Genomic DNA, 12,916 nt, shown 5'->3' on the forward strand with positions numbered 1-12,916 from the left:
GCAGACAGCCTATGCGTTCGGCGGCGGTAGATGCGGACTGGCGTCGGCCTTGTCGGCGGGCAGCATGATGCCGGGCAGCGCGTCGGCGGCGTCGGCCTCGTGCTCGAGTTCGGCCCGCAACCGTTCGGTCTCCGATGCGGCGGCGGTGCGCCGGTGTTCGGCCATCGAACGGTCGAGATCTCGCTGAGCAGCGGAGAAACGGTGCGCGGCGTCTGCCACCTCCGCGGTGGCCGAGCGCGCGAGGGCCTCGATCTGGTCGGCGAGGCTCACTGGTCACCGGCCAGGGCCAGGTCGCCCGCGGACCGCTCGGGCGTCGTGTCGGTGTCGGGATCGGTCGATGGGGTGTCACCCTCGCGGGTGTCGACGACGACGTGGGTCGGCGTCGGCGATCCCCCGTCGGGACCGGCCGCCGGTCTACCCTCGACGGCACCGGCCGCCTCCACTCCCGGAACAGTGTGCGCGACATCGGGTTCCGCGGACGGCGCGCCGCTCAGCCGGAACGGGATGTCCTGGCCTTCCCGGTGCTCGTCGGACTCCCGCGCCGCACCCACCGTCTCGGTCGGCGCGACCGGCGGCTCGGCCGGAACCGGTTGCGGACGGACCGATTCGACCGGCTGCGCCCCGGGTGGGGTGACGGAGTCACCGTCTTTCGGCTGCCCGGTCTCGGACTCGACGGGGTAGGGATCGTCGTCCATCCCGTCGAGGGACCGGTTGAGGATGTCGAGGATGCCGGCGATCCCGCGCAGCGTGGCGTCGACCGAGGTCGTGAACAGCTCGACCCGTGACCGGATGTCCTCGACCGCGACGTCGAGCGGGACGCGTCCGGTCACCACGGCCTGAGGTAGCTCGGCCGGTGGTGTCGCCGCAGTGCTCGGCGCCGTCAGCCGGGCGACCGCCAGGTAGAAGGTACGGAGCAACCGGTCGATCCCCGATGCGGCCGCCGAGGTGGCGTCGGTGATCGTGTGCAGCAGGTAGAGGTCGGATTCCGCACGCCGCTGGTGGTCGACGGCCGCGTCGATCGCGAGTGACGCGGACCTGCCGTGCCAACCGTCGAGCCGCACCCGCTGTTCGGGCAGGTGGTGCAGCTGTTCGGCGACGGCCCGGTGAGCCGAGATCAGAACCCGGCTGTCCGCCGACAGCGCGGTGATGTCGAAGTCGTCGACCGCCCGGAGGCCGGCCCGGACCGAGGCGTCGTCGGGGACGGGTACGCCCATCAGCCGCCCGGCTGCCAGCAGCTCGGTGAGTGCGGCGACGCCGTCCTGCGCGTCCGTCCGCAGGGCGGTCAGGGAGTCCTGGCCCCGCCTCACTGCGCGCCCGCCCCGGACCCCGGTGTCGCACGTGCGATCTCCTCAGCCGCCTGCGCATCACCGTCGGCCATGCCGTTCGCGGAGTCGCGCAGGTTCTGTGCGAGCACGGCCGCGGCCCGTGACTGCGAGCGGAGACGGGCCGACAGCGACGCGCTCAGCTCGGCGTAGGTCGCGGCGGACGGCCTGATCGACGACGCCGCGTCGGGACCGGCATCGGTGCGCGCCCACCGGCCGAAGTCGTGAGCGGCGAGGTCGTCGGCGACGGCATCGAGCACCAGCGACGAACGCCGGTAGTAGGCCGCGACCGCAGATACCTGCTCGACGTCCATCGCGATGCGGTTCGGCTCGATACCGCCCATCTGCTCACCCCCGTCCATCTCCCGCCCACGATCCTCCCGGTCGCGGACGATGCGGTGATCGTACCCACCTCGGACGCCGCCGTCGGGCCCGGCGACCTGCCAACTTGGACGCGCACGAGCGGCACTCGGTTCCATCCGTCCGCGAACAGGCAGCGGGGTCCTTGGGATTTCCGACAACGACCGACTTCCCGGTACCTTCCCGTCGTCACATTCTTGACCGAGAGTGACACCGACCACACCGTCGGTGAAAGGACCATGCAATGAGTACGTCGGACGTCAACTTCGGACTCTGGTACGACTTCCGCAATCCGCCCGGGAACTCGCGCGGTTTCGGTGACTTCTACCGCGCGACGCTCGACCAGATCACCTGGGCGGAGTCGATCGGGATCGACTCGGTCTGGCTGACCGAGCACCACTTCATGGAGGATGGTTACACCCCGTCGCCGTTCCTGCTCGCCTCCGCGATCGGCGACCGGACGACGACGATGAAGATCGGCACCAACCTCGTCGTGTCGCCGCTGCACAACCCGATCCGACTCGCCGAGGACTCGGCCACGCTGTCCCTGCTGACCGGCGGACGGTTCTCGCTCGGCGTCGGACAGGGTTACTGGGAACCGGAGTTCGAGGCCTTCGACCGGCGCCTGATCAACCGCCCGAGCCTGCTCGAGGAAGGCGTGGAGATCGTGCGCCGCTGCTGGTCCGGATCGGCCGAACCGTTCGACGGCAAACGTCTGCGCAAGCCCGCCCTGCCCGTCACGCCCACCCCCGAGACGACGCCCGATCTCCTGGTCGGTGCGATGGCCGATCCGGCGATCGAGCGGGCCGCCCGCATCGGCGACGGATTCCTCAGCACCCAGAACGTCCATCATGCGTCGTACCTGGATGCACTCGAGCGACTCGGCCGGTCCCGTGACGAGGGTCGGATCTTCGCCGGTCAGTGGACGATCATCGCCGACGATCCCGAGCGGGAGTGGTCGCGCATCGGCACCCACGCGCTCTACCAGATCAACAAGTACATCGAGATGGGCGCCTTCGGTCCCATCCCGCAGTTCACCGACCCCGGACAGCTCGTCGACGCGGGCTCGTTCACCCTCTGGGATCCGGCCACCGCGGTCGACGAGCTCACCGCGTTGCTGACCGCCACCCCGCAGATCGAGGACGTGCACTTCTGGGCGCAGCTGCCCGGCGAGTCGATCGACAGCGGCAGCGCCCGCATCGAACTACTGGCCGGCAAGGTCGTTCCCGAGGTCCGGGCCCGCCTGGCCGCACGATCGTCGGTGGAGGTCCCTGCATGAACCACTCTCCGGCGGCGCACCCGCTGTTGATCACCGACTTCCTGTACCGGGCACGAGACATGTTCGGCGACAAGGAGATCGTCGATCACGTCTACGGCGCCGAGGTCTTCCGGTACACGTATCGGGACTATGCCGACCGGGTCCTGCGGCTCGCGTCGGCCCTCGTCGCGAGCGGTGTGCGGCCGGGCGACCGGGTCGGCACGCTGGCCTGGAACCACCGGCGGCACCTGGAGCTGTACCTCGCGGTCCCGCTCGCCGGGGCCGTGTTGCACACCATCAACATCCGGCTCTCCCCCGACGAGATCGCCTACATCGTCGACCATGCCGACGATGCGATGGTCTTCGCCGATCCGTCGCTGGACCACCTGCTCTCCGTCGCTCGCGAACGGCGTCCGGACATGCCGGTGATCCCGATCGACGCCGACGACGAGAGAGTCTCGGCGGGAACGACTCTGGACTCGATGGTCGCTTCCGCGGAACCGATCGCGGCACCCGTCGCCCGCGCGGACGACGAGCTGGCCGTGCTCTGCTACACATCGGGTACGACCGGGGCGCCGAAGGGTGTTGGATATTCCCACAAGTCCCTGTATCTGCACACGATGGCGGCCTGCCTGGCCGACGGACATGCGATCTCCGAACGCGACCGCGTCCTGCTGGTGGTCCCGATGTTCCACGCCAACGCGTGGGGAGTCCCGTTCGCGGCGCTGATGTCCGGGGCGTCGCAGATCCTGCCCGGACCCCATCCCACACCCGCACACATCGCCGGCATCATCGCCGCCGAGCGGGTGACCTACACCGGGATGGTGCCGACAGTCGCGGTGGACCTGCTCGCCCATGCGCAGGCCGCGGGAACCGACCTGAGCAGCCTCCGCGCGCTGGTCCTGGGCGGCTCGACGCCGACCCTGGGCCTCATCCGCGACCTCGAGGCACTCGGCATCCCGGTGTTCCAGGGCTGGGGCATGACCGAGATCTCGCCGATGGCGACGTTCTCCCGTCCGCCGGCATCCACCGACGACGACCCGGAACGCCGCTGGGCGTACATCCGGAAACAGGGACGGCTCCTCCCGGGGCTCCAGTGGAAACTCGTCGACGACGACGGCCGGGTCATGCCCCACGACGGGATCAGCCGCGGGGAGATCCTGATCCGCGGACCGTGGGTCGCCACCGGTTACTACGGTGCCGATCATCCGGACAAGTTCGACGACGGCTGGTTGCGCACGGGCGACATCGGTGTCATCGACGAAGACGGCTACCTCACGATCGTCGATCGCACCAAGGACCTCATCAAGAGCGGCGGCGAGTGGATCAGCTCCGTCGCGCTGGAGGAGGCCCTGATCGAACACCCGGCCGTCCACGAGGCTGCGGTGGTCTCCGTTCCGCATCCGCGCTGGCAGGAGCGTCCCGTCGCCTATGTGGTCGGCGACGAGGGTATCGACGTGGAGGCGGTGGGGGCCGAGCTCGCCGAGCGTGTCCCGCGCTGGTGGGTGCCCGAACGGATCGTCGCCGTCGACGCCCTCCCGCGGACCAGTGTCGGAAAACTCGACAAACGGCGACTCCGCGAACAGGCGGCCGGGACCCCCGACTTGTGGGAACCCACAACCGCCGCGGATTCTCCCGTTCCCGTGACGCACGCCGATTCCTAACGTCAACAGTGTGAAGTTCAGCCTGTTCTACGTGTTGGAGAGTCCGGACCGGGACTTTCGGCGGGCCTACGAGGAGATGCTCTCGCAGGTCGAGATCGCCGAGCGCCTCGGATTCGACGGGGTCTGGCTCGCCGAACACCACGGCAGCGCCTACGGGTCGATGCCGTCGCCGCAGGTCGCGGCGGCGGCCATCGCCGCCCGCACCTCCCGGATGCGCATCGGTATCGCGGTCAGCAACCTGACACTCGCCTGGCCGGTCCGCATCGCCGAGGACTTCGCGATGGTCGACGTCATCTCCGGCGGCCGGCTCGACTTCGGCGTCGGACGCGGCTACCAGCCCCACGAGTTCCGTGCGATGGGGGTCGCCGACAAACAGGACGTCAGCCGGGAGGTCTTCGACGAGGCGTTCCAGATCGTCACCGGACTGTGGACCAAGGCGGTCGGCGAGCCGTACACGTTCCACGGCAAGCACTTCCACATCGACGCCGTGGACTGCCGGCCCGCACCCCTCCAGCAGCCGACGCCTCCGATCTACGTGGCGTCGATCAGTCCCGAGACCTTCGACCTGGTCGCCGACCACGGACACAACATGCTCGTGACGCCGACCCTGATGACCCTGCCCGAGCTGAACGGGTTCGTCGTCAACGCCAAACGCACACTGATGCACCGCGGTCGCGACCCGCTGTCCCTCGACTTCCCGATGAACTGGCAGATCCACCTCGCCGAGAACGACGAGGAGGCCGTCCGCCGGGCCCGGCCGAGTCTCGAGTGGTACTTCGACAACGTCATGTCCGCGGTGCCGCAGGGTGCCGCGACGCCGGCGGGCTACGAACGCTACGCGGCCCTGGCGGAGGCCGCGGCGGAGGGCGCGATGTCGTTGACCGGCCTGCGCGAAGGCGGCATCTGCTACGTCGGCGACCCCGACGGGCTCATCCGCGAGATCGAGATCCTGCGCGAGGAAACAGGTCTCGACCATCTCATCTGCTGGATGCGGTTCGGCGGTATGCCCCACGACGACGTCGTGCGGTCGATGGAGCTCCTCGCCGAGCACGTCATCCCCCATTTCGCCGACGCCCCGCCACTCGTCCCCCGTGCTCTGCGGCACGAGGAACCCACCAAGACCGACAAGTTTTTCGAAATCGAGTTCGACGATGAAGGAGAAGTCCATGAGCTATCTCGCGGTTGAGAACGATCGCCGGATCTACTTCGAGCACCACCGTGGGGACGCACGTCCCATCGTGTTGATCCACGGCTGGGGCGCCAACACCCGCTGCTGGGACACCACCGCCCCCGCGCTCAAGGCCGCGGGTCACGAGGTCGTGCTCGTCGATCTGCGGGCATGTGGACGCTCCGACAAGGACTTCGAGGATGTCTCGATCGCGACCATGGCCGACGATGTGGTGAAGGTGGTCGACCATCTCGGCCTGGATTCCCCCGTCATCAACGGCTGGTCTCTCGGCGGGGCCGTCGCGACCGCCGCCGCGGCCGCTCTCGGCTCGCGAGCCGGCGGCCTGGTCCTCACCGGCGGTGCGTCGCCGCGCTACACCGCGACCGACGACTGGCCCTACGGCGGCTCCACCGAGGACGTCGAGGGAGTCCTGGCAGGTGCCGCCGCCAACCGCGCCGACACCTTCCGCGGTGTGGCCGGCGCGGTGTGCGCGACTCCCCCGAGTTCCGATGTCCTGGACTGGATCTGGGGAATGTTCCTGGAGATGGGCCCGGCCGGGGACGACTCGCTTCGCGACCTCGCCCGCACCGACCTGCGCAAGGAGCTCGGCGGGCTCGACATCCCGATCCTGCTCCTGCACGGCCGGGACGACGCCTTCGTCCCCTTCGCCGGTGCCGAGGCCGTCCTCGAGCTCAACTCCCGTGCTCGGCTCGTCCCGTTCGACGCCTGCGGTCACGCCCCGTTCCTCGAGGACCGGGACCGCTACCTCGCCGAACTGACCGGTTTCCTGAAGTCATGAGCGCCGGTTCCCGGGTCTGGATCGTCACCGGCGGGTCGCGCGGCATCGGCCGGGCGGTCGTCGAGAACCTCACGACCCGAGGCGATTACGTTGTTTCCCTGGCGCGCGGCGTGGCGACCACACCGTTCACCAGGCCGGCGCAGGTCCTGGAGCTGAAGACCGACATCACCGATTCCTCGTCGGTGGCCCGCGCATTGGCCACCGTCAAGGAGGAGCACGGCGGCGCCCACGGCCTGATCAACGTCGCCGGCGTGCACCGCGGTGGACGGGTCGACGACCTGAGTCGGGAGGACTGGGATCTTGTGTTGACCACCAACCTCACCGGCGCCTTCGAGATGTGCAAGGCCACGGTCCCGATTCTCGAACCCGGTTCGTCGATCGTGAATGTCGGTGCGGTGGTGGGCTTCCGGGGATTCCCGGGCGATGTCGCCTACGGCTCGGCGAAGGCCGGTCTCAGCGGCCTGACCCAGGTCCTCGCCGCGGAGCTCGCCCCGCGCGACATCCGCGTCAACCTGGTCATCCCGGGTTTTGTGGATACCGACATGACCTCCGGACTCAGCGATCGGGCACGGGCACGCATCGTCTCGTCCATCCCCGCCGGTCGTACCGGCCGCCCGGAGGAGATCGCGCAGGTCATCGTCGATGTCGCGCTGTCCACCTACATGTACGGCGCCATCGTGCCCGTCGACGGCGGATTGATGAACACCTTCAGCGGCGGTGGCCGATGACACGGGGTCGGGCCGCCTCGGCCCGGTTGTGACAACCCACAAGAGGCGCGAAACACGAGGGTGACTCAGGCCACATCGACTCATAACGTCGTTGTTGCACACAGTTTCTCGCCTTCCCCGGAGGGTGACGGTCAAAAGGAGGCCAATCGGTGTCAACCAGTACAGCAAGCGTCAGCACGGAGCAGCAGAACAAGGCTCTGGTCGCGGAATTCATGGAGGTGTTCTCCCGCGGCGACGTGGACGCCATCCTGTCCTACCTGGCGCCGACGGCCACCTGGTGGGTGGGCGGGGAGATCGACGGCATCTCCGGAACCAAGAACAAAGAGGAATTCGGCGCAATGCTGGCCGGCCTCTCCGCCACCACCAAGACCGGCGCCATCGCCCTCACCCCGCTCGCCTTCACCGCCGAGGGAGAACGCGTGGCGGTCGAGACCGAGTCGTACTCGGAGATGAACAACGGCAAGGTCTACAACAACCTCTACCACTTCGTCTTCGTGGTCCGCGACGGAAAGATCCACGAGGTCAAGGAGTTCCTGGACACCGAGCACACCCGCGCGGTCTTCCTCGGCTGAGAACTCCCCTCCGCATTCGCAACACCCCAACCCCCAGATTCTCCAACCCTTTTGAACCAAGGAGTCAATGCAATGGATGTCGGCGTACTTCTCGTCTTCCAGAACTACCACGAGAACGTGAGCGACGAAGAGGTCTTCCTGCGCGACCTCGAGCTCGGCGTACTGGCGGAGAAGGCCGGTTTCGACTCGGTCTGGTCGGCGGAGCACCACTTCGACGACTACTCGATGTGCCCGGACAACTTCGCGATCCTGTCCTACCTCGCCGGCCGCACCTCGAAGGTCAAGCTCGGCATCGGTGCGACCATCCTGCCGTGGAACGATCCGCTGCGCGTGGTGGAGAAGGCCATCATGCTGGACCAGATGTCCGGTGGCCGTGTGCTTCTCGGCATGGGTCGCGGCCTGGCGAAGATGGAGTACGAGGCCTTCGGCATCCCGATGGACGAGGCCCGCGCCCGCTTCAACGAGGCCGCCGAGATGGTGCTGCGCGGACTCCGCACGGGCGTCGTCTCCGGCGACGGCCCGATGTACCCGCAGAAGGAGATCGCGCTGCGGCCGGCCCCGAATCCGAACACCTCTTGGGACGGACGTCTTTTCGCCGCGGCGATGTCGCCCGACTCGGTTCCGGTGGTCGCCGACCTCGGCGTCCAGATGATGACCTTCATGCAGTTCCCGTTCGAGAAGCATGCCGAGGCCATCAACGGCTGGAAGCAGATGTTCCGCGACGCCCAGGGCGTCGAGCCCGGCCCGCCGGTCATCCAGGACTTCGTCATCTGCCACGAGGACGAAGAGGAAGCCCGCCGACTGGCCTACGAGCACATCAACCGCTACTTCCTGTCGGTCATCAAGCACTACGACTTCGCCGGGAAGCACTGGCGTGAGACCAAGGGCTACGAGACCTACCAGGCGGGTGCGGACATGATCCGTGAGGCCGGCATGGAGGCCGCGGCCGACGCCTACGTCGAGGCGAACATCTACGGCACGCCCGAACAGTGTGTCGAGAAGTACGCCTACCGCCACGAGCTCATCGGTGACTTCCTCCCCAACGCGGCCTTCGCCTTCGGCGGTCTGCCCTTCGACGAGGCCGAGAAGAGCCTGAAGCTCTTCGGCGAGAAGGTCGTCCCCGAGGTCCACAAGATGAAGGCCAAGACACCCGCGGCGGTCTGACCCGCCGACCGAACATCGCTGCGGCGCCGGCCCCTTCCCCGGCGCCGCAGCGACTCCAACCCTCACATCACGCAGGAGGATCGGTGAACGAAACCGTTCTCGACCAGGTGGCCCTCGGGTTCCGAGAGGTCATGGCCAAGGTCTGCACGCCCGTCGCGGTCATCACGGCCTTCGACGACCGGCGGCCGCACGGCACCACGGTCAGCGCGTTCACGTCGCTGTCGATGGGCCCGCCGATGATCCTGGTCTCCCTCGACCGCGGCTCCGACCTCCTCGCGATCATCCGCCGCACCGGACGATTCGGCGTCAACGTGCTCGCCCACGACCAGGTCGACGTCGCGATGCGGTTCGCCCGCAAGGGCGCCGACAAGTTCGACGGTGTCGACTGGTCGGACTCCGCGGAACTCCCCCGCCTCGACGGTGCCGCCGGCTGGCTGGGCTGTACCACCGCATCCCTGGTCGACGGCGGCGATCATGTTGTCGCACTGGGCAACATCGTCGAGACCGGCGTCACCTCCACCGCCCCCCTCACCTACCACGACCGGGTGTTCGGCACCCACCGAGCATTCGAGGTCGCCCGATGAACACGACCACCCTCCCCCAGGACCCCGACGCCCCGACCCCCATCGCGACCGAGGCGTCGACCCAGGCCGTCGCCCGCGCGGTCGCGGCCGTGGCGGCAGGCGGTTTCGTCGTTGTGGTCGACGACGACGACCGTGAGAACGAGGGCGACCTCATCTGCTCGGCGTCGTCGATCAGCGACGAGCAGATGGCGTTCCTGATCCGCCACACCACCGGCATCATCTGTGCCCCGATGACCGCCGACCGTGCCCGCCGGCTCGAACTGCCGCAGATGGTCGAGGACAACCGGGACGCGCACGGCACCGCCTTCACCGTCACCGTGGACCACAAGGACGCCGGCACCGGGGTCTCGGCGCACGACCGCGCCCTGACCGTCCGGGCGCTCGCCTCCGACAGCACTGCGGCCGGCGAACTGCGCCGCCCCGGACACGTCTTCCCGCTGCAGGCCCGTGACGGCGGTGTCCTCACCCGCGCCGGACACACCGAGGCCGCCGTCGACCTGGTCACCATGGCCGGGGCCGGCGAGGTCGGGGTCATCGGCGAGATCATCGCCGACGACGGGACGATGCGGCGCGGCGACGACCTCCTCGAGTTCGCCGACCATCACGGCCTGCCGGTGCTGCGCATCGCCGACCTCGTGGCCCACCGGACCGCCGCCGGTTCGTTCGTCCACCAGATGGCCACCGCGGCGATGCCGACCCTCTTCGGCGACTTCCGCGCGGTCGCCTACCGCTCGGACATCGACGACACCGAACACCTGGCCCTCGTCATGGGCGACGTGGCCGCCGCCGGCGCCACCGCCGAGGGTGCGCTGGTGCGGGTGCACAGCGAATGCCTGACCGGCGACATCGTCGGCTCACTTCGTTGCGACTGCGGTGCGCAGCTCGAGCAGGCGCTGTCGGCCATCGCGGCGGAGGGCTGCGGAGCGGTCGTCTACCTGCGCGGACACGAGGGCCGAGGTATCGGACTCGGCCACAAGATCCGTGCGTATGCCCTGCAGGAGCAGGGCCTCGACACCGTCGACGCCAACACCGCACTCGGGCTCCCGGTGGATTCGCGCACCTACGGCACCGGCGCGGCGATCCTGAAAGACCTGGGCATCCGCCGTGTCCGCCTGATCACCAACAACCCCGCGAAATACGGCGGACTCGGCGGCCACGACCTCGACATCGTCGGGCGCGTCGGCCTGCCGACCGTCTCCACCCCGCACAACGTCCGGTACCTCCGCACCAAGAAGGAGCGGATGGGCCATGTCCTGTCCGGTGACCCCGCGTTCGGGGAGGCCGGCGCCGGTGAGGTCCGTCTCGGAGAGGCCATGACCGGGACGACGGGTGCATGAACCGACTCACACGACGTTGCTACTGTGAGGTTCATCATGAGCTGTCGGTGAGGAGGCCGTGCGGATGACGTCCATCGCGGAGCGCGGAGTCGATACCGGTATCGACTCCGAGGGCGGGTCGGCACGTGCCACCGGCCGCGAACGCGACGTCATCGCGGCCTTCGCCGAGATCACCACCGAGGCCATCACCGACACCAAGCTCGAGGACCTCCTCAGCCTGGTCGGCCAGAAGCTCTGCGCACTCCTCGGCGTCACCCGTTGCTCGGTCTACCTGCGGCACGCCAACGGCAGCTATCGCGGAGCCGCGGGCTTCTGCGAGGACGCCGGCGACATCACCGAGGCCGTGAAGCGACAGGTCTCCGGCTTCGACGGCGACCTGTTCAGCCAAGAGGTCATCAACACCCGCGCGCCCGTCGTCATCGCCGACGCCCTCAACGACCCGCGCCCCCACCGCCGGACGATGACCCACTGGGACGTCCGCGCGATGCTCGGCGTCCCGCTCACCTTCGACGACGCGGTGATCGGCCTGATCTTCGTCGACAGCCGCGGCCGCGAGCACGAGTTCACCCCCGAGGACATCGAGGTCGCCGAACTGTTCGCGCGCCTGTCCGCCCTGTTCATCAGCCAGGCGATGCTCAACACCCGCCTGCGCGGTCAGGCCGCCGAGATCGCGCGGAACAACGCCACCCTGGCCTACCTCGCCGACGTCCACCACCGCCTGACCAGCGCGGTGCTCGAGGGCGCCAACATCCACCGCGTCGTCGAACTCCTGTCGGAGCTGTCGGCCAAGCCTGTGGTTCTCTACAACAACTCGTTCGACGTGCTCGCCTGGGCCGCACCGGAGGCGCTGAAGCTGACCGCTCCCCCGGTGATGAGCGAGAAGGTGCGGGCCACCGCCTCGGTGCGGCAGGCTCTCGCCGAACTGTCGGTCAGCACGCCGTCGGCCATCGTCCCGGCGCAGCTCGCGGTCGGGCTCGGCCGGCGACATCTGATGTGCCGCTTGGTGATCGAGGGCAGGCAGACCGGTTTCCTCGGCATCGTCGAGGTGGGCCGCAGCCTCGAGGCCCTCGACGCGAACATCGCCGAACGCGGCGCCACCGTCCTGGCGCTGCAGATGCTCTCCGAGCGGCGGCAGATCGAGACCGAGGGTCAGGCGCGCGACGACTACCTGTCGGACCTGCTGCGCAACAGCCGCGACAAGGAACATCTGGTCCGGCGCGGCCCGCAGTTCGGCATCGACCTCACCAATCCCCATGTGCTGGTTCGCTTCACCGTCGACGATGCGACCGACCGGCTGACGGCGTCGGCGATCCAGTCGCTGGTCACCCGCACCTTCGCCTCGGTGATGTCCATCTCCCCGCCGCCGGCCGTCCGGCTGCCCGGCGCGGTCATCGTCATGGTCCGTCTGGAGTCCGACGACCTCGACGAGGTCGGGCGGGTCCGCGACCACGTGTCGACGATCCGCGAGCGCCTGTCCGGCGATCTCTCACTCGGCGCGACCCTCATCTCCGGCATCTGCCGTACCCCCGTCGACTATCCGCACGCCCACCGCGACCTACGCGAGATGGGTTCGGTGGCAAAGTCGTTCGGTTGGGACGAGCGGGTGATGACGCTCGACGAACTCGGCCTGTTCCGGGTGATCGTGTCCAGCGGTCACGTGAAGGAGGCCCTGCACTTCGCGCACTCCTTCGTCGCACCCGTCCGACAGCACGACGACGGCACGCTCCTCGCCACCTGGCGGGCCTTCGTGGCCGCCGACGGCAAGGTCCAGGCCACCGCGACGGCACTGGACGTCCACGAGAACACCATCCGGTACCGCCTCGGTCGGATCAAGGAGATCGCACGACGCGATCCGACGTCGCTGGACTGCCTGCTGTCGGCGAAGATGGCCTTCCAGGTCCTCGACCTCGCAGGCCAATGACCTGCGACGACACCCATTGGAGATTCCTCCAACAGGCCC

The 12,916-nt window shown here is 68.6% G+C and carries 13 protein-coding genes; 10 read left to right on the plus strand and 3 right to left on the minus strand.

What is annotated here, in order from left to right:
* Positions 1-9: 9 nt before the first annotated feature.
* From OK17_RS06630 to OK17_RS06640, 3 genes are read right to left on the minus strand one after another with little or no spacing between them, the layout of a single operon-like run.
* Entirely contained in the window at positions 10-270 is a 261-nt protein-coding gene (locus OK17_RS06630; protein WP_232715592.1) for a hypothetical protein, read from the minus strand.
* The gene (locus OK17_RS06635) at positions 267-1,307 is read right to left on the minus strand and encodes a hypothetical protein (protein ID WP_232715591.1); all 1,041 of its coding nucleotides are present in this window, start codon (positions 1,305-1,307) and stop codon (positions 267-269) included. Before OK17_RS06635 ends, OK17_RS06630 begins: the two co-directional genes overlap by 4 nt.
* Positions 1,304-1,666: a hypothetical protein gene (locus tag OK17_RS06640; RefSeq protein WP_232715597.1), complete on the minus strand. Its 363-nt coding sequence runs from the start codon at positions 1,664-1,666 to the stop codon at positions 1,304-1,306. The genes OK17_RS06635 and OK17_RS06640 overlap by 4 nt, the downstream gene beginning before the upstream one ends.
* A 260-nt stretch (positions 1,667-1,926) precedes the next feature.
* Here OK17_RS06640 and OK17_RS06645 point away from each other — a divergent pair, with 260 nt between their 5' ends.
* The 10 genes from OK17_RS06645 to OK17_RS06690 all read left to right on the plus strand — a co-directional run bounded on the left by OK17_RS06645 (position 1,927) and on the right by OK17_RS06690 (position 12,877).
* Positions 1,927-2,961: an LLM class flavin-dependent oxidoreductase gene (locus OK17_RS06645; protein WP_232715590.1), complete on the plus strand. Its 1,035-nt coding sequence runs from the start codon at positions 1,927-1,929 to the stop codon at positions 2,959-2,961.
* Positions 2,958-4,604, plus strand: coding sequence for a long-chain fatty acid--CoA ligase (locus tag OK17_RS06650; protein ID WP_461416989.1), 1,647 nt, complete (start codon positions 2,958-2,960; stop codon positions 4,602-4,604). The genes OK17_RS06645 and OK17_RS06650 overlap by 4 nt, the downstream gene beginning before the upstream one ends.
* Positions 4,605-4,614: 10 nt before the next feature.
* Positions 4,615-5,790, plus strand: a complete 1,176-nt coding sequence (locus tag OK17_RS06655; RefSeq protein WP_232715588.1) for an LLM class flavin-dependent oxidoreductase — start codon at positions 4,615-4,617, stop codon at positions 5,788-5,790.
* Entirely contained in the window at positions 5,771-6,571 is an 801-nt protein-coding gene (locus OK17_RS06660) for an alpha/beta fold hydrolase (RefSeq protein ID WP_232715587.1), read from the plus strand. The genes OK17_RS06655 and OK17_RS06660 overlap by 20 nt, the downstream gene beginning before the upstream one ends.
* Positions 6,568-7,299, plus strand: a complete 732-nt coding sequence (locus OK17_RS06665; RefSeq protein WP_232715586.1) for an SDR family oxidoreductase — start codon at positions 6,568-6,570, stop codon at positions 7,297-7,299. Before OK17_RS06660 ends, OK17_RS06665 begins: the two co-directional genes overlap by 4 nt.
* A 149-nt stretch (positions 7,300-7,448) precedes the next feature.
* On the plus strand, positions 7,449-7,871 hold the full coding sequence (locus tag OK17_RS06670; protein WP_006866013.1) for a nuclear transport factor 2 family protein: 423 nt from the start codon (positions 7,449-7,451) through the stop codon (positions 7,869-7,871).
* Positions 7,872-7,943: 72 nt separating this feature from the next.
* On the plus strand, positions 7,944-9,035 hold the full coding sequence (locus tag OK17_RS06675) for an LLM class flavin-dependent oxidoreductase (protein WP_232715585.1): 1,092 nt from the start codon (positions 7,944-7,946) through the stop codon (positions 9,033-9,035).
* An 83-nt stretch (positions 9,036-9,118) separates the two neighbouring features.
* Positions 9,119-9,619 carry a flavin reductase family protein gene (locus OK17_RS06680; RefSeq protein WP_461416990.1) on the plus strand — a complete coding sequence of 167 codons (501 nt, stop codon included), beginning with the start codon at positions 9,119-9,121 and terminating at the stop codon, positions 9,617-9,619.
* Positions 9,616-10,956 carry a bifunctional 3,4-dihydroxy-2-butanone-4-phosphate synthase/GTP cyclohydrolase II gene (locus OK17_RS06685; protein WP_461416991.1) on the plus strand — a complete coding sequence of 447 codons (1,341 nt, stop codon included), beginning with the start codon at positions 9,616-9,618 and terminating at the stop codon, positions 10,954-10,956. The genes OK17_RS06680 and OK17_RS06685 overlap by 4 nt, the downstream gene beginning before the upstream one ends.
* Before the next feature lie 64 nt (positions 10,957-11,020).
* Positions 11,021-12,877: a GAF domain-containing protein gene (locus OK17_RS06690; RefSeq protein ID WP_461416992.1), complete on the plus strand. Its 1,857-nt coding sequence runs from the start codon at positions 11,021-11,023 to the stop codon at positions 12,875-12,877.
* Positions 12,878-12,916 lie beyond the last annotated feature (39 nt).

The organism is Gordonia sp. GN26 (genome assembly GCF_054823965.1).